Here is a 16,826-nt window from a genome sequence, read left to right as displayed (position 1 = left end):
ATAGCAATGCCTTCATCGCTTTTTTGGGCATGGACTTGAGGGTCGATGACTCGGGAAAAAAGACGGGGAGTCGCAGTCTGACCAAGAAAGGGGATCCGGAAATACGGCGTCTGGCCCACAACTCGGCCATGGCTGCCTGTCGTTCAGCGACCTGGAAACCATTTTATGAAGGGTACCTGGCCAGAGGATTCAAGAAGACTCAGGCCTTGGTAATTCTTGCCCGAAAACTCGCACGGGTGGCGTTCGCCCTGATGAAAAACCAGAGCGAATACCAACCGAATCGGCCGTTGCAGGGTTGTCCTGCAACATAGAATCTCCCACATTCGGTTCTCCACAAGGCTTGAGTTAATTACCACACAGCAAAAAGCCCCGACTCGCGAGAGCCGGGGCTTTTGGTTGGTGCGCTACAACGGCTTAGCCGTTGAACACATCATCCACGCTTTGCAGCGGGTAGTTTTTCGGATACGGCAGGGTGGCCACACCGGTCTCGATCGCGGCCTTGGCCACGGCATCGGAGATCAGGGTGATCAGGCGCTTATCCATTGGTTTCGGGATGATGTACTCACGGCCGAATTCCAGCTTGGCGCCACCGTAGGCGTCGCACACGTCCTGAGGCACCGGCAGCTTGGCCAGTTCACGCAGGGCGTTGGCGGCAGCCACTTTCATCTCTTCGTTGATGCGCTTGGCGCGAACGTCCAAGGCACCACGGAAGATGAACGGGAAGCCCAGTACGTTGTTGACCTGGTTCGGGTAGTCCGAACGACCGGTGGCCATGATCACGTCGTCGCGGGTGGCGTGGGCCAGTTCCGGGGCGATTTCCGGATCAGGGTTGGAGCAGGCGAACACGATCGGGTTGGCCGCCATGGACTTCAGGCCTTCAGCGCTCAGCAGGTTCGGGCCGGACAGGCCGACGAACACGTCGGCACCGTTCAGGGCGTCAGCCAGGGTACGCTTGGAGGACGGGTGGGCAAACATCGCCTTGTACTGGTTCAGGTCGGTACGCTCGGACTGGATCACGCCCTTGCTGTCGACCATATAGATGTTTTCCAGCTTGGCGCCCATGCTGACGATCAGCTTCATGCAGGAGATGGCCGCAGCGCCGGCGCCCAGGCAGACGATCTTGGCGTCAGCCAGGGTCTTGCCGGCGATTTCCAGGGCGTTGATCATGCCGGCCGCGGTGACGATCGCGGTGCCGTGCTGGTCATCGTGGAATACCGGAATGTCGCACTGCTCGATCAGGGCCTTTTCGATCTCGAAGCACTCAGGTGCCTTGATGTCTTCCAGATTGATGCCACCGAAGGTGATGGAAATGCGCTTGACCGTGTCGATGAAAGCCTGCGGGCTCTCGGAGTCGACTTCGATATCGAAAACGTCGATGCCGGCGAAGCGCTTGAACAGCACGCCCTTACCTTCCATGACTGGCTTGGAGGCCAGCGGGCCGAGGTTACCCAGGCCGAGAATCGCGGTGCCATCGGAAATCACTGCAACCAGGTTGCCTTTGCCGGTGTACTTGTACGCCAGTTCGGGGTCGCGGGCGATTTCACGTACGGGCTCGGCCACGCCAGGGCTGTAGGCCAGCGACAGGTCGCGGGCGGTGGCGGTGGCTTTGGTGAGCTCTACACTCAGCTTTCCTGGACGAGGATGGGCATGATATTCGAGAGCGGCAGTTTTCAAATCAGACATATCGGCATTCCGCTTTTACTGTTGGTCGACGGACCGCCGAGGATACTCGTGTCGTAAAGTCCCTACAAGACTGGGCAGTCACAGGTGTCAAGGGCCCTGCACTAAGACTTTCGGCCAAGAGCCACGGGATACAAGGGCTCAACTGTTCACAATCGACTTAAAAAATGTCTACAATTTTTTCTCAAGGCGTCGATTTGAGCATGCCCGGATCGGTCAACGGCAGAAGCCAGCGCGCCTGACCTTTTTTCAGCCCGCCGCGTCGCGAGCGATCCTGTACCCAGCCCCGCGCCTCAACAGTGCGGCCTTGCAGACCATTGAGCGTGGCAGCATCGAATTGACTGACCAGAGCAGGCGAGACGCGTAATACCAGTGATCCCTGCATTTCAATCCAGATACCGCCACGATTGCGCTTTACCTGGCTGACCCGGCCACTGACCACGGCAAACCCGGAGCGCTTGAGCTGCGCCACAGACTGTACCGGCGATTGGCGCCACAGGCCCAGGCGCGCGTTACGGGCGCTGTTTTCAGCCGCCTGCTGACAGGTGGCGAGATCGACATTCGGCGCCACGCCAACCTGGAATCCCAGACCCTCGGCCAACAGTTGCGCCTCCAGGTTCTCGCCGTCGGCACCATAGAGGTGAGCCAGGGTGCGACCGTAATGATCCTGGCGCTCACGCCCCGGCACCAGGCCGACACGACCACCGCTGGCAGCCACCAGCGCCTGCAGGCGCTGGCGCGCGGCGACCGCGAAAGGCTCGTCGGCGCGCCCCTTCTTGCCGGTTTCGGGGGCATTGATACCGATCATCCGCACACTGCGGCCATCCTTGAGGCGCACCGTATCGCCATCCACTACCCGCTGCACGTCCACGCGGGCCGGGACCGTCGGCGCGGGGCAGAATACCTCGGCCCGCACGGCCGCCACCCAAATCGCAGGCACAAAAAAGGCGCCCGCAAGGGACGCCTTTTTCAACAGCTGGCAAAAGCCCATAAGGCTTTTGAGCCTTACTCTGCTGGAGTAGCAGCAGGCTTCTTGCCGAAAGCACCAAAGCGATCTGCGAAGCGCTGTACACGGCCGCCGGTGTCCAGAGTTTTCTGCTTACCGGTGTAGAACGGGTGGCACTCGTTGCATACGTCAGTACCCAGTGGCTTGCACAGGTTCGAGCGAGTTTCGAACTTGTTGCCGCAGCTGCAGGTTACTTCGATGGTTTCGTACGCTGGATGGATATCGGCTTTCATGGTGACTTCCTCGGGCTAGCGTGCCGCCACTCGACACTATTGTCGAATACCGCACGTAATTAGGCCGCGGATTCTACCAGACCTTTTTAAACGCGCAAGCGGCGACATCCATCGCCGGTCAACATAAAAGCACCTTTCATCAGAAAACTGGCGGCTACCCCAAGCCTCCTCCGGTCTGCTAGGCTCCCGCCCCTGCGCCACCGCCTGCCTTTATAGATGAGACCTCTCGCGTGCCCGACGCCATTCTGCGCCTAGCCCTGCCCTCGCCCCTGCGCCGCCTGTTCGACTACCGGGCCCCGGCCGGTGTGCTGCGCGCGCAGTTGCAGCCGGGCATGCGCGTGCGCGTGCCGTTTGGCCGCCGAGAGATGATCGGCATCCTGGTGGAAGTCGCCGACCACAGTGAAGTGCCGGCCGAGAAGCTCAAGCCGGCCATCGCCCTGCTCGATGCCACCCCGCCGTTGCCTCCCGCCCTGTTCAAGCTGTGCCTGTGGACCGCCCAGTATTACCAGCACAGCCTCGGTGACACGCTGAGCTGGGCACTGCCGGTGCTGTTGCGCCAGGGTGAACTGGCCGAAACGCGCCAGGAACGCTTCTGGTCGACGGTGCCCGGCGCACACCTCGACGACCCGCGCATCGCCCGCGCCCCGCGCCAGCGTGAAGCCCTGGCGACCCTGGCCCAGCATCCCCATGGCGTCGCCCATCAGTTGTTGAGCAAGCTGATGCTGAGCAAGGACAGCCTCGACCTGTTGCTGGCCAAGGGCCTGGTGCAGGTGGAGATCCGCAGGCACGCCCCCGACCCGCGCCACGAACACTGGCTGGCCCAGCCCGAACTGCCGCTGAACCCTGAACAACGCGCCGCCTATGAAGCGATTCGCGCAGGTTTCGACAGCTTCCATGCGTTCCTGCTGGCGGGCGTCACCGGCAGCGGCAAGACCGAAGTCTATTTGCAGTTGATCCGCGAAACCCTGCAGGCCGGCAAACAGGCACTGGTGCTGATCCCCGAGATCAACCTGGGCCCGCAAACCCTGGCGCGCTTCGAACAGCGTTTCAACGCGCGCATTGCCCTGGTGCACTCGGCGGTCAATGACCGTGAACGCCTGGAGTCGTGGCTGGCGGCGCGGGATGGCGAAGCCGACATTATTATCGGCACCCGCTCGGCGCTGTTCACGCCGATGAAAAACCCCGGGCTGATCATCATCGACGAGGAACACGACGGCTCCTATAAGCAACAGGAAGGCCTGCGCTACCACGCCCGCGACCTGGCGCTGGTGCGTGCGCGCCAGGAAGACATCCCGATTGTGCTGGGCTCGGCCACACCCTCCCTGGAAAGCCTGCACAACGCCTACACCGGTCGTTACGGGCTCCTGCGCCTGAACGAGCGCGCCGGCGGCGCCAAGCAACCCCGCTTCCTGCGCCTGGACGTAAAAAGCCGGCCGCTGGACAGCGGCATTTCCGGGCCGATGCAACAAGCCATCGGCCAGACCCTGGCGGCCGGCCAGCAGGTCTTGGTGTTTCTCAACCGCCGGGGCTTTGCGCCGACGCTGCTGTGCCATGACTGCGGCTGGATGTCCGAGTGCGAGCGTTGCGATGCGCGCATGACCGTGCATCAGCGCCATGGCGAACTGCGTTGCCACCATTGCGGCCATGTGGAGCGTGTACCGCGCCATTGCCCACAGTGCGGCAAGGTCGACCTGCGCCCGGTGGGTGCAGGCACCGAGCGCGCCGAGGAGCGCCTGGGCATTCTGTTCCCGGACTACCCGGTTTTGCGGGTCGACCGCGACAGCACCTCGCGCAAGGACGCGATGAACCAGCTGTTCGCCACCATCCAGAAGGGCCAGCCGTGCATCCTCGTGGGCACACAGATGCTCGCCAAAGGGCACCACTTCCCCCGGGTGACCCTGGTGTCGATCCTGGATGCCGACGGCGGCCTGTTTTCCGGCGACTTCCGCGCCAGCGAGCGCATGGCGCAGCTGATCGTGCAGGTCGCCGGGCGTGCCGGGCGCGCCGAGGAGCCGGGCAAGGTGATTATCCAGACCCACCTGGCCGACCATCCGCTGCTGATTCAACTGACCGAACAAGGCTACTTTGCCTTCGCCGAACAGGCGCTGAGCGAACGTCGCTCCGCCGGCCTGCCGCCCTTTGCGCACCTCGCGCTGTTGCGCGCCGAAGCCCATAAACCAGGGCAGGCCGAGGGTTTTCTGGATGAAGCCTGCAGCGCCGCCGAACGCTTGCTCGGCGAGTTGGGGCTGAGCGGCATCGAATTGCTCGGCCCGGTACCCGCGCCCATGGAGCGTCGTGCCGGGCGTTATCGTGCCCAGCTACTCTTGCAGGCCACGTCCCGCGCACCGCTGCATCGGCTATTAAGTAGCTGGTTACTTGCGCTGGAGCAAATGCCCAGTGGCCGCCAGGTGCGATGGTCGTTGGATGTAGACCCGGTAGATTTGTATTAAGCCTGGCCACAGGTCCTGCGAAGGTTGGCAAGCCCGCCCTCGCCACGGATAATGCCCAGTTTTTCCACCTGCGCATCGCGCGCCGCCGCTTGCGGTCGAAAGAGAACACCATGAAAGACACCATTCGCCAGCTGATCCAACAAGCCCTCACCCAACTCGTCAACGAAGGTGTGTTGCCTGAAGGCCTGACGCCGGCGATCCAGGTGGAAAACACCCGCGACAAGACCCACGGCGACTTTGCCAGCAACATCGCGATGATGCTGTCCAAGCCGGCCGGCATGAAACCGCGCGACCTGGCGGAAAAAATCATCGCCGCGCTGCCTGCCGACGAGAGCGTTACCAAGGCCGAAATCGCCGGCCCGGGCTTTATCAACTTCTTCCAGAACACCCAGGCCCTGGCTTCACGCCTGGATGCAGCCCTGGCCGACGCCAGGATCGGCGTGCGCAAGGCCGGCCCGGCTCAGCGCGTGGCCATCGACCTGTCGGCGCCCAACCTGGCCAAGGAGATGCATGTCGGTCACCTGCGCTCGACTATCATCGGCGACGGCGTGGCCCGGGTCCTGGAGTTTCTCGGCGACACCGTGATCCGCCAGAACCACGTAGGCGACTGGGGCACTCAGTTCGGCATGCTGATGGCCTATCTGCAGGAAAACCCGATCACCAGCAACGAGCTGTCGGACCTGGAGAACTTCTACCGCGCCGCCAAGAAGCGTTTCGACGAATCCGAAGAGTTCGCCGACCGCGCCCGCGGCCTGGTGGTCAAGCTGCAAGCCGGCGACAAGCAATGCCTGGAACTGTGGGGCCGCTTCCGCGAGATCTCGCTGTCCCACTGCCAGGAAATCTACGAATTGCTCAACGTCAAGCTGACCATGGCCGACGTGATGGGCGAAAGCGCCTACAACGACGACCTGATCAACGTGGTCAACGACCTCAAGGCCAAGGGCCTGCTGGTGGAGAGCAACGGCGCGCAGTGCGTGTTCCTCGACGAATTCAAGACCGCCGACGGCGAGCCGCTGCCGGTGATCATCGTCAAGGCCGATGGCGGCTACCTCTACGCCACCACCGACCTCGCGGCCGTGCGCTACCGCAGCGGCGTGCTCAAGGCCGACCGTGCGCTGTATTTCGTCGACCAGCGCCAGGCCCTGCACTTCCAGCAGGTGTTCGAAGTGGCACGTCGCGCCGGCTTCGTCACCCACCCGATGCACATGGAACACATGGGCTTCGGCACCATGAACGGCGCCGATGGCCGCCCGTTCAAGACCCGCGACGGCGGCACCGTCAAGCTGATCGACCTGCTCAACGAAGCCCAGGACCGCGCCTACAACCTGGTGAAGGAAAAGAACCCGGAGCTGGCCGAGGCCGACCTGCGCAACATCGCCCGCGTGGTGGGGATTGGCGCGGTGAAATACGCCGACCTGTCCAAGCACCGCACCAGCGACTACAGCTTCAACTTCGAACTGATGCTCAACTTCGAGGGCAACACCGCGCCGTACCTGCTGTACGCCTACACCCGCGTGGCCGGTGTGTTCCGCAAGCTGGGCAAGGACTTCAGCGAAGTCGAAGGCCGCATCGTGCTGGACGCGCCCCATGAACAGGAGCTGGCCGCCAAGCTGGCGCAATTCGGCGAAGTACTGAACAGCGTCGGCGAGAAAGGCACGCCGCATATCCTCTGCACCTACCTGTACGAAGTCGCCGGGTTGTTCTCCAGCTTCTACGAGAACTGCCCGATCCTCACCGCCGACGACGAAGCCCAGAAGCAAAGTCGCCTGCGCCTCGCCGCACTGGCTGGACGGACCCTCAAGCAAGGCCTGGAACTGTTGGGCCTGGAAACTCTGGAGCGTATGTAAGTTGGCTGCCAAGAAAAAACCTGCACCCAAGCGCGGCGCCAGCCGCTACCAGGCCCCGGCGAAGAAGCCGATCCCAGGCTGGTTGTGGATGGCCATCGGCCTCACGGTCGGCGCGTTTATCGTGTTCCTGATGAAGCTGGACCCAGGCCAGGGCGATGACGTCAAACGGGTCAAGCAGGAGCAGCAGAAGGCCACGAAAATGGCCGAAGCCAACAAGACTGCACCGAGCCCGACAGCTCCGGTAAAGCCGAAGTACGACTTCTATACGCTGCTGCCGGAATCGGAAGTGATCGTGCCACCCGACGCCGTACCGGAGAAAACCCTGCCGACGCCGCAAGTGCCGACCACGCCCGTCACCCCTGCGGAAGCGGCGAAAATCGACACGGCGCGGGCCCAGGCGGCGTTGGCCGGGATTACTCCGCCGCCAGCACCACCGGTTGCCGAAACCAAGGCCGCGCCGGTGACCAAGTTCTTCCTGCAGGCGGGCTCGTTCCCGAAGCAGGCCGATGCGGATCGCGTGCGTGCGCAGATCATTCTGTTGGGCCAGACGGTGACGGTGGAGTCCGGCACGGTGAAGGACGCGACCTGGTATCGCGTGCTGGTGGGGCCGTTCAGCAACCGCGAACAGCTGACCGTGGCGCAGAAGCAATTGGCCGGCGCCGGGTTTAGCAACCTGTTGTTACAACAGCGCCAGAGCCGCTGATTCGGGCTCAACTTCGATAAAAATGTGGGAGGGGGCTTGCCCCCGATAGCGGTAGATCAGTCAATATTTTCGGCGACTGATACACCGCCATCGGGGGCAAGCCCCCTCCCACATTTGGTTTTGCAGCGCTCTGAAATGGGTGTCAGACCGATAAACACCACTCGTCCGCCATAAACCCCCATGGTTGAAATCCCCCCCGCCACCCCCATATGAGTTTCCATCAGGGCATTTTCGCCCCGCTGCGTGGAGACTCTCCCCTTGACCACCATCGTTTCAGTACGTCGCCACGGCAAAGTCGTCATGGGCGGCGACGGCCAGGTTTCCCTGGGCAATACCGTGATGAAAGGCAATGCGAAAAAAGTGCGTCGCCTGTATCACGGCCAGGTCCTCGCCGGTTTTGCCGGTGCCACCGCCGACGCCTTCACCCTCTTCGAGCGTTTCGAAGGCCAGCTGGAAAAACACCAGGGCCACCTCGTACGCGCCGCGGTCGAACTCGCCAAGGAATGGCGCACCGACCGTTCCCTCAGCCGCCTGGAAGCCATGCTGGCCGTCGCCAACAAAGATGCCTCCCTGATCATCACCGGTAACGGCGATGTGGTTGAACCTGAACATGGCCTGATCGCCATGGGCTCCGGCGGCGGGTATGCACAAGCCGCAGCCAGTGCACTGTTGAAGAAAACCGACCTGTCGGCCCGCGAAATCGTCGAGACCGCCCTGGGCATCGCCGGCGATATCTGCGTGTTCACCAACCACAACTTCACCATTGAGGAGCAGGACCTCGCCGAGTAAGCCGTAGGCTTATTCCCGCTTGAGGCCGCCAAACACTATGTCCATGACTCCCCGCGAAATCGTCCATGAACTCAATCGCCATATCATCGGCCAGGACGATGCCAAGCGCGCCGTTGCCATCGCGCTGCGTAACCGCTGGCGCCGGATGCAACTGCCCGAAGAATTGCGCGTTGAAGTAACACCGAAGAACATCCTGATGATCGGCCCGACCGGCGTCGGTAAAACCGAGATCGCGCGACGCCTGGCCAAGCTGGCCAACGCACCGTTCATCAAGGTCGAAGCGACCAAGTTCACCGAAGTCGGCTATGTGGGCCGCGATGTCGAGTCGATCATCCGTGACCTGGCCGACGCTGCCCTGAAGCTGCTGCGCGAGCAGGAAATGACCAAGGTGAGCCACCGCGCCGAAGACGCCGCCGAAGAACGCATCCTCGACGCCCTGCTGCCACCGGCGCGCATGGGCTTCAACGAAGACGCCGCACCGGCCTCGGATTCCAACACCCGCCAGCTGTTCCGCAAGCGCCTGCGTGAAGGCCAGCTGGACGACAAGGAAATCGAGATCGAAGTCGCTGAAGTCTCTGGCGTCGACATCTCCGCACCGCCTGGCATGGAAGAAATGACCAGCCAGTTGCAGAACCTGTTCGCCAACATGGGCAAGGGCAAGAAGAAAAGCCGCAAGCTCAAGGTCAAGGACGCGCTGAAGCTGGTACGCGATGAAGAAGCCGGACGCCTGGTCAACGACGAAGAGCTCAAGGCCAAGGCCCTGGAAGCCGTTGAGCAGCATGGCATCGTGTTTATCGACGAGATCGACAAGGTCGCCAAGCGCGGCAACTCCGGCGGCGTCGATGTATCCCGCGAAGGTGTGCAGCGCGACCTGCTGCCGCTGATCGAAGGCTGCACCGTCAATACCAAGCTGGGCATGGTCAAGACCGACCACATCCTGTTTATCGCTTCGGGTGCGTTCCACCTGAGCAAGCCAAGCGACCTGGTGCCCGAGCTGCAAGGGCGCCTGCCGATTCGCGTAGAGCTCAAGGCGCTGACCCCCGGCGACTTCGAGCGCATCCTCAGCGAACCCCATGCGTCACTCACCGAGCAGTACCGTGAGCTGCTGAAAACCGAAGGGCTGGGCATCGAGTTCCTGCCGGACGGCATCAAGCGCCTGGCGGAGATTGCCTGGCAGGTCAACGAGAAGACCGAGAACATCGGTGCGCGTCGCCTGCACACCCTGCTTGAGCGCCTGCTTGAGGAAGTGTCCTTCAGCGCCGGCGACATGGCCGGGGCGCAGAATGGCGTAGCGATCAAGATCGACGCAGACTACGTCAACAGCCACTTGGGCGAATTGGCGCAGAACGAGGACTTATCGCGGTATATTCTGTAAGCCTCACACAGAACTGCTTTGCTTCAAATGTGGGAGGGGGCTGCCCCCGATAGCGGTGGATCAGTCAGCTTATCTATAGCTGACCCACTGCAATCGGGGGCAAGCCCCCTCCCACATTTTTAAGCCGGTTTATTCAAGAGCACCTCATATGGCCAAGTTTCCTACCGCTGTAAACCTGCACAAAACCTCCAACACCCTCGGCCTCACCTATGGGCCCGACGAGGTCTACCAGTTGCCCGCCGAACTGCTGCGGGTGCACTCGCCTTCCGCCGAGGTCCAGGGCCACGGCAAACCCATCCTGCAATTCGGCAAGCTCAACGTGCGGTTGACCAAGATCGAACCGGCCGGCCAGTACGCACTGAAATTGACCTTCGACGACGGACATGACAGCGGACTGTTCACCTGGGACTACCTCTACCAACTGGCCGTGCGTCAGGACGCGTTGTGGGCCGATTATCTCGCCGAGCTCAAGGCAGCCGGCAAAACCCGCGATCCGAGCGAGTCGGTCGTGCGGCTGATGCTCTAGTCCAGGCCTCTCGCTCTTTAGAGGGCATTTTCTAATTTCATCTGCTTGAATGCCCTGTCGCGTGGCCAACGATTGGCCCGCTTGCGAAAAAAATTAAACTCGGGTAACCAATGGAACTGGCAAGTTCCCTGCATTTGACGATGCGGTATCAACGGTCACCCGAGTCGCAGTACCTGGCTTGTGTTGTGTATCGAAACCTGATGCGCAGCGGTACCCGGTACTCGTCTTTCGGACAATGGAGCGTCGTAGATGAGTAACAAGAACAACGATGACTTGAAACGCCAGGCCTCGGAAAACACCCTGGGGCTCAACCCGATCATCGCGTTACGTAAAAAGGATTTACTGGCCTCGGCCAAGATGGTGCTGACCCAAGCCATCAAGCAACCGTTGCACAGCGTCAAGCACGTCGCCCATTTTGGCGTTGAATTGAAGAACGTGATGTTCGGCAAATCGCAGCTGCAGCCCGAAAGCGATGACCGTCGCTTCCACGACCCAGCCTGGAGCCAGAACCCGCTCTACAAACGCTACCTGCAAACCTACCTGGCGTGGCGCAAGGAACTGCACGACTGGATCGGCGACAGCAACCTGTCGGAACAGGACATCAGCCGCGGCCACTTCGTGATCAACCTGATGACCGAAGCCATGGCCCCCACCAACAGCGCGGCCAACCCGGCGGCGGTCAAACGCTTCTTTGAAACCGGCGGCAAGAGCCTGCTCGACGGCCTGTCGCACCTGGCCAAGGACATGGTGCACAACGGCGGCATGCCGAGCCAGGTCAATATGGGCGCGTTTGAAGTGGGCAAGACCCTGGGCATCACCGAAGGGGCGGTGGTATTTCGCAACGACGTGCTGGAGCTGATCCAGTACAAGCCGATCACCGAACAGGTGCACGAACGCCCGCTGCTGGTGGTACCGCCGCAGATCAACAAATTCTATGTATTCGACCTGAGCCCGGAAAAGAGCCTGGCGCGTTTCTGCCTGCGCAACGGGCAGCAGACCTTTATCGTCAGTTGGCGCAACCCGACCAAGGCCCAGCGCGAGTGGGGCCTGTCGACCTATATCGAGGCGCTCAAGGAAGCGGTCGATGTAGTCACGGCAATCACCGGAAGCAAGGACATCAACATGCTCGGCGCCTGCTCCGGCGGCATCACCTGCACCGCCCTGCTCGGCCACTACGCGGCGCTGGGTGAGAAGAAGGTCAACGCCCTGACCCTGCTGGTGAGCGTGCTGGACACCACCCTGGACACCCAGGTGGCGCTGTTCGTGGATGAGCAGACCCTGGAAGCGGCCAAGCGCCATTCCTACCAGGCCGGCGTACTGGAAGGCCGCGACATGGCCAAGGTGTTCGCCTGGATGCGTCCCAACGACCTGATCTGGAACTACTGGGTCAACAACTATCTGCTGGGCAATGAGCCGCCGGTGTTCGACATCCTATTCTGGAACAACGACACCACACGCTTGCCGGCGGCCTTCCACGGCGACCTGATCGAACTGTTCAAAAACAACCCGCTCGTACGCGCCAATGCCCTGGAAGTGTGCGGCACGCCCATCGACCTCAAGCAGGTCACGGCCGATATCTATTCACTGGCCGGCACCAACGACCACATCACGCCCTGGCAGTCGTGCTACAAGTCGGCCCAGCTGTTTGGCGGCAAGGTGGAATTCGTACTCTCCAGCAGCGGGCATATCCAGAGCATCCTCAACCCGCCCGGCAACCCCAAGGCGCGCTACCAGACCAGCGACAGCCTGGCGGGCAAACCACTGGAGTGGCAGGAGAATGCAACAAAGCACACTGATTCGTGGTGGTTGCATTGGCAGGTGTGGCAAGCGGAACGGGCGGGCAAGCTGAAGAAGGCACCGACGACTTTGGGTAACAAGACCTATGCCGCAGCGGAAGCAGCCCCCGGGACTTACGTACACGAACGCTAAATTGAAATGGGGTCGAGTGTGGGGATCGCAGTGTGTCAGCCATCTGATCCATCGGCTGATCAATTGCAATCGGGGGCAACCCCCCTCCCATAGTTGGCCTGCATTCCAACCGTCACATCTCACAGGGCTTGAGCATGCCGCAACCGTTCATCTTTCGTACCATCGACCTGGATGGCCAGACCATCCGCACGGCGGTACGCCCGGGCAAGCCCCACTTGACGCCGCTGCTGATCTTCAATGGCATCGGCGCCAACCTTGAGCTGGTGTTTCCGTTCGTCCAGGCCCTGGACCCGGACCTGGAAGTGATCGCTTTCGATGTGCCGGGCGTGGGTGGTTCCTCGACGCCCAACCGGCCTTATCGTTTTCCCGGCCTGGCCAAGCTCACTGCGCGCATGCTGGACTACCTGGACTATGGCCAGGTGAATGCGGTGGGCGTGTCCTGGGGTGGCGCCTTGGCGCAGCAGTTTGCCTACGACTACCCGGAGCGCTGCAAGAAGCTGATCCTGGCGGCGACCGCTGCCGGTGCCTTTATGGTGCCAGGCAAGCCGAAGGTGCTGTGGCTGATGGCCAGCCCCCGGCGTTATATCCAACCGTCCCACGTGGTGCGCATTGCACCGATGATTTATGGCGGTTCGTTCCGCCGCGATTCGAAACTGGCGGCCGAGCACGCGAGCAAAGTGCGCTCGGCCGGCAAGCTGGGCTACTACTGGCAGCTGTTCGCGGGGCTGGGCTGGACCAGCATCCACTGGCTGCACAAGATCCGCCAGCCGACCCTGGTGCTGGCCGGGGACGACGACCCGCTGATCCCGCTGGTCAACATGCGCATGCTGGCCTGGCGCATTCCCAACGCACAGTTGCACATCATCGATGACGGCCACCTGTTCCTGATCACCCGGGCTGAAGCCGTGGCGCCGATCATCATGAAGTTTCTCGAGGAGGAGCGCATGCGGGCCGTGATTCACCCGCGACCAGCGGTGTAAGGACCACACCGCCGCGCAACTTGCCGAGAACCGACTATGGTTCTGAATTGGCGTGCCTGTTGATGGCTTGACGAAGGAGTGTTGGCTCATGCGAGAAAGACCCGTGACGAACCCGGCGCCCACCCCTGCCGCGTTCATCAACGCTCAAAACGCGATCACCGGCCTGCGCGGTCGGGATTTGCTGTCGACCTTGCGCAGCGTTGCCGCCCACGGCTGGCGCAACCCGGTGCATACCGCCCGTCACGCCCTGGCCCTGGGCGGTCAGTTGGGTCGTGTGCTGCTGGGTGAGACCGTGCACGAGCCCAACCCACGGGACAGTCGCTTCAGCGACCCGACCTGGACGCTCAACCCGTTCTACCGACGCAGCCTGCAAGCCTATTTGAGCTGGCAGAAGCAGACCCGCCAGTGGATCGATGACAGCTCACTGAGTGACGACGACCGCGCCCGCGCGCACTTTGCCTTCGCCTTGATCAACGACGCCGTGTCGCCCTCCAACACCCTGCTCAACCCGCTGGCCGTCAAGGAGCTGCTCAACTCCGGCGGCAACAGTGTGGTGCGCGGCGTGAGCAACCTGTTCGACGACCTGCTGCACAACAACGGCCTGCCGCGCCAGGTGAGCAAACAGGCCTTCGAAGTCGGCAAGACCGTGGCCACCACCCCAGGTTCGGTGGTGTTTCGCAATGAGCTGCTGGAGTTGATCCAGTACAAGCCCATGAGCGAAAAACAGTACGCCAGGCCATTGCTGATCGTGCCGCCGCAAATCAACAAGTACTACATCTTCGACCTGAGCCCGGCCAACAGCTTCGTGCAGTACGCCCTCAAGAACGGCCTGCAGACCTTCATGGTCAGCTGGCGCAACCCGGACGTGCGCCACCGCGAATGGGGCCTGTCCACCTATGTGGCGGCGCTGGAGGAGGCACTCAACGTCTGCCGGGCCATCACCGGCGCCCGCGAGGTCAACCTGATGGGTGCCTGCGCCGGTGGCCTGACCATCGCCGCCCTGCAAGGCCACTTGCAAGCCAAGCGCCAGCTGCGTCGTATCTCCAGCGCCAGCTACCTGGTGAGCCTGCTGGACAGCCAGATCGACAGCCCCGCCATGCTGTTCGCCGATGAGCAAACCCTGGAAGCCGCCAAGCGTCGTTCCTACCAGCAAGGAGTGCTGGACGGCCGCGACATGGCCAAGGTGTTCGCCTGGATGCGTCCCAACGACCTGATCTGGAACTACTGGATCAATAACTACCTGCTGGGCAAGGAACCGCCGGCCTTCGACATTTTGTACTGGAACAACGACAACACGCGCCTGCCCGCCGCACTGCATGGCGACCTGCTCGATTTCTTCAAGCACAACCCGCTGAGCCATCCCGGCGGCCTGGAAGTGTGCGGCACGCCCATCGACCTGCAGAAGGTCACGGTGGACAGCTTCAGCGTGGCCGGGATCAACGACCACATCACGCCGTGGGACGCGGTGTATCGCTCCACGCAATTGCTGGGTGGCGAGCGGCGCTTCGTGCTGTCCAACAGCGGGCATATCCAGAGCATCCTCAACCCGCCGGGCAACCCCAAGGCCAACTACGTCGAAAACCCCAAGCTGAGCAGCGACCCGCGTGCCTGGTACTACGACGCCAACCACGTCGAGGGCAGTTGGTGGCCGCAGTGGCTGGCGTGGATCCAGCAGCGCTCGGGCGTACAGCGCGAAACCCTCACCGCCCTGGGCAACCAGAACTATCCACCGATGGAAGCGGCGCCCGGCACCTACGTGCGAGTGCGCTGAGCTCAACGATCAGATTAAGAAGACTGGATGAAGACCCGCGACCGTATCCTTGAATGTGCCTTGCAGTTGTTCAACCAGAAGGGCGAGCCGAACGTGTCGACCATGGAGGTGGCCAATGAAATGGGGATCAGCCCCGGCAACCTCTACTACCACTTCCATGGCAAGGAACCGCTGGTGCTGGGGTTGTTCGAGCGCTTCCAGGGCGAATTGGCGCCGCTGCTCGACCCGCCCGCGGACGCGCAACTGCAGGCCCAGGATTACTGGCTGTTCCTGCACCTGATCATCGAACGCATGGCCCAATACCGGTTTTTGTTCCAGGACCTGTCGAACCTGGCGGGGCGCCTGCCGAAACTGGCCAAGGGCATTCGCAACCTGCTGACCGCACTCAAGCGCACCCTCGCGTCCTTGCTGGCGCGCCTGAAGGCGGACGGGCAACTGGTCAGTGACACCCAGGCGCTGGGCCAGTTGGTGGAGCAGATCACCATGACCCTGCTGTTCTCCCTGGACTACCAACGTGTTCTCGACCGTGAGGGCGAGGTGCGGGTGGTGGTGTATCAGGTCATGATGCTGGTAGCGCCACACCTGCTGCTGCCGGCACGACAGGCAACGGAACGATTGGCGCTACGTTACCTGGACGATCAGGGCTGACTACCCGAGTTTTCCGAACTGGTGAGTAAACTTGAACAGTTCACTGTCGTTCCTGATCCCCAGTTTTCGATAGGCGGATTGTTTTTGCGTACTGATCGTACTTGCACTTCGAGAAAACTTTGCCGCAATGGAATTCACGGACATGCCGTCCAGAAAACACCGCAATACTTCCTGCTCTTTTGGCGTCAGGCATTCGTTAAACTGTAGGGGCGTCGAAAAGTCTCTGTCCGATTTAATCTTTCCCTCCTTCAACACGGATTGCACACCTTGCAGCGCAGGCACCATGCAAAGCTGCAGGTAAATCCGTCCCTGGGCGACCGTTCGGATTGCCGTGATCAACTCCGTCAGGTTTTGGGTTTTTCCCATAATCCCCCTGCATCCCGCCTTCAACGACAAAGAGACAGTGGCGGGCGTGTAGTGCGAACACACAATCAAGAGCCTGCAGGTGCTGAAACGCCGGTGCAGCGCCTCGATCAGGCTGAGGCCATCGCTGTCCGATGGCGCGAGGATAAAGTCCATCACCACGACATCGGCCAGCCGCCGCGTGAGAGCTTCCAGCAGTTCCTTGCCGGTTCCGAAGGAACCGATCACCGCGAGGTCGGCCTCCTTGCTCAACCCCAACTCGATGCCCTGCCGAACCATCTCGTGATCATCCAGCAGCATGACGGTATGCGTAGTGGACATTGAAGTAGCCATAATTACACCCATATAAGTGAATACAGCACCACACCCATAATCGCTCTGGTTAAATACACGGTATACCCAGTTACAGGCGAGGATCAATACGACAACTCAATAAGCGAAAGCCCTTCAGCCATAACTTACAGATATTTCCCAGTACTACAGAAAGCCCCTACAAAAGTTAAAACTGACTTATCGAACGATCACG

15 protein-coding genes are annotated in these 16,826 nt (G+C 61.5%); 11 read left to right on the top strand and 4 right to left on the bottom strand.

Translation table 11 applies throughout. The annotated features are described in order from the left end of the window. A partial coding sequence (locus BM416_RS28625) for a transposase (protein ID WP_139237789.1) occupies nt 1–311 on the top strand: 311 nt, incomplete at its 5' end. Between the two features lie 103 nt (nt 312–414). On the opposite strand, the gene BM416_RS28620 is transcribed toward BM416_RS28625, so the two are convergent. The 3 genes from BM416_RS28620 to rpmE all read right to left on the bottom strand — a co-directional run bounded on the left by BM416_RS28620 (nt 415) and on the right by rpmE (nt 2,919). Beyond that, nucleotides 415–1,683 carry a malic enzyme-like NAD(P)-binding protein gene (locus BM416_RS28620; protein WP_027605010.1) on the bottom strand — a complete coding sequence of 423 codons (1,269 nt, stop codon included), beginning with the start codon at nt 1,681–1,683 and terminating at the stop codon, nt 415–417. A gap of 181 nt (nt 1,684–1,864) precedes the next feature. Then, nucleotides 1,865–2,671, bottom strand: a complete 807-nt coding sequence (locus BM416_RS28615; protein WP_092490217.1) for a thermonuclease family protein — start codon at nt 2,669–2,671, stop codon at nt 1,865–1,867. A gap of 14 nt (nt 2,672–2,685) precedes the next feature. Then, nucleotides 2,686–2,919 (bottom strand): 50S ribosomal protein L31, encoded by a 234-nt coding sequence (rpmE, locus tag BM416_RS28610; RefSeq protein ID WP_005784030.1) that lies wholly within the window; start codon nt 2,917–2,919, stop codon nt 2,686–2,688. Between the two features lie 230 nt (nt 2,920–3,149). On the opposite strand from rpmE, the gene BM416_RS28605 reads away from it, so the two are divergent. The 10 genes from BM416_RS28605 to BM416_RS28560 all read left to right on the top strand — a co-directional run bounded on the left by BM416_RS28605 (nt 3,150) and on the right by BM416_RS28560 (nt 15,937). Continuing rightward, nucleotides 3,150–5,369: a primosomal protein N' gene (locus BM416_RS28605; protein WP_092490216.1), complete on the top strand. Its 2,220-nt coding sequence runs from the start codon at nt 3,150–3,152 to the stop codon at nt 5,367–5,369. Between the two features lie 110 nt (nt 5,370–5,479). Next, entirely contained in the window at nt 5,480–7,216 is a 1,737-nt protein-coding gene (gene argS, locus BM416_RS28600) for an arginine--tRNA ligase (RefSeq protein WP_092490215.1), read from the top strand. Between the two features lies 1 nt (nt 7,217). Further along, on the top strand, nt 7,218–7,919 hold the full coding sequence (locus BM416_RS28595) for an SPOR domain-containing protein (RefSeq protein ID WP_027605014.1): 702 nt from the start codon (nt 7,218–7,220) through the stop codon (nt 7,917–7,919). A 258-nt stretch (nt 7,920–8,177) separates the two neighbouring features. Beyond that, complete coding sequence (gene hslV / locus BM416_RS28590) at nt 8,178–8,708, top strand: ATP-dependent protease subunit HslV (RefSeq protein WP_010563201.1); 531 nt, start codon at nt 8,178–8,180, stop codon at nt 8,706–8,708. Nucleotides 8,709–8,745: 37 nt separating this feature from the next. Then, a complete protein-coding gene (hslU, locus tag BM416_RS28585; RefSeq protein WP_027605015.1) occupies nt 8,746–10,083 on the top strand; it encodes an ATP-dependent protease ATPase subunit HslU in 1,338 nt (445 codons plus the stop codon). Between the two features lie 148 nt (nt 10,084–10,231). After that, nucleotides 10,232–10,609, top strand: coding sequence for a gamma-butyrobetaine hydroxylase family protein (locus tag BM416_RS28580; RefSeq protein ID WP_027605016.1), 378 nt, complete (start codon nt 10,232–10,234; stop codon nt 10,607–10,609). A 249-nt stretch (nt 10,610–10,858) separates the two neighbouring features. Beyond that, nucleotides 10,859–12,538, top strand: coding sequence for a class II poly(R)-hydroxyalkanoic acid synthase (gene phaC, locus BM416_RS28575; protein WP_092490214.1), 1,680 nt, complete (start codon nt 10,859–10,861; stop codon nt 12,536–12,538). A gap of 134 nt (nt 12,539–12,672) precedes the next feature. Continuing rightward, entirely contained in the window at nt 12,673–13,518 is an 846-nt protein-coding gene (phaZ, locus tag BM416_RS28570; protein WP_027605018.1) for a poly(3-hydroxyalkanoate) depolymerase, read from the top strand. Nucleotides 13,519–13,606: 88 nt separating this feature from the next. After that, the gene (phaC, locus tag BM416_RS28565) at nt 13,607–15,289 is read left to right on the top strand and encodes a class II poly(R)-hydroxyalkanoic acid synthase (protein WP_027605019.1); all 1,683 of its coding nucleotides are present in this window, start codon (nt 13,607–13,609) and stop codon (nt 15,287–15,289) included. 27 nt (nt 15,290–15,316) lie between these two features. Then, nucleotides 15,317–15,937, top strand: a complete 621-nt coding sequence (locus BM416_RS28560; protein WP_092490213.1) for a TetR/AcrR family transcriptional regulator — start codon at nt 15,317–15,319, stop codon at nt 15,935–15,937. Here the strand turns inward: BM416_RS28560 and BM416_RS28555 are convergent, their stop codons facing one another. After that, a complete protein-coding gene (locus tag BM416_RS28555; protein WP_092490220.1) occupies nt 15,938–16,600 on the bottom strand; it encodes a response regulator transcription factor in 663 nt (220 codons plus the stop codon). It abuts the gene before it with no gap. Nucleotides 16,601–16,826 lie beyond the last annotated feature (226 nt).

Origin of the sequence: Pseudomonas sp. NFACC42-2 (assembly GCF_900116055.1) — a bacterium.
Taxonomy (GTDB): domain Bacteria; phylum Pseudomonadota; class Gammaproteobacteria; order Pseudomonadales; family Pseudomonadaceae; genus Aquipseudomonas; species Aquipseudomonas marginalis.
The sequence above is the reverse complement of the archived record's forward strand: the minus strand, read 5'-3'. Positions and strand labels throughout refer to the sequence as shown.

Bases quoted from the DNA above. Each gene is read 5' to 3' on its own strand.
- phaC (WP_027605019.1), top strand. From the start codon at position 13,607: ATGCGAGAAAGACCCGTGACGAACCCGGCGCCCACCCCTGCCGCGTTC.
- rpmE (WP_005784030.1), bottom strand. From the start codon at position 2,919: ATGAAAGCCGATATCCATCCAGCGTACGAAACCATCGAAGTAACCTGC.
- BM416_RS28560 (WP_092490213.1), top strand. From the start codon at position 15,317: ATGAAGACCCGCGACCGTATCCTTGAATGTGCCTTGCAGTTGTTCAAC.
- BM416_RS28615 (WP_092490217.1), bottom strand. From the start codon at position 2,671: ATGGGCTTTTGCCAGCTGTTGAAAAAGGCGTCCCTTGCGGGCGCCTTT.
- BM416_RS28555 (WP_092490220.1), bottom strand. From the start codon at position 16,600: ATGCTGCTGGATGATCACGAGATGGTTCGGCAGGGCATCGAGTTGGGG.
- BM416_RS28620 (WP_027605010.1), bottom strand. From the start codon at position 1,683: ATGTCTGATTTGAAAACTGCCGCTCTCGAATATCATGCCCATCCTCGT.
- phaZ (WP_027605018.1), top strand. From the start codon at position 12,673: ATGCCGCAACCGTTCATCTTTCGTACCATCGACCTGGATGGCCAGACC.
- phaC (WP_092490214.1), top strand. From the start codon at position 10,859: ATGAGTAACAAGAACAACGATGACTTGAAACGCCAGGCCTCGGAAAAC.
- BM416_RS28580 (WP_027605016.1), top strand. From the start codon at position 10,232: ATGGCCAAGTTTCCTACCGCTGTAAACCTGCACAAAACCTCCAACACC.
- hslU (WP_027605015.1), top strand. From the start codon at position 8,746: ATGTCCATGACTCCCCGCGAAATCGTCCATGAACTCAATCGCCATATC.
- argS (WP_092490215.1), top strand. From the start codon at position 5,480: ATGAAAGACACCATTCGCCAGCTGATCCAACAAGCCCTCACCCAACTC.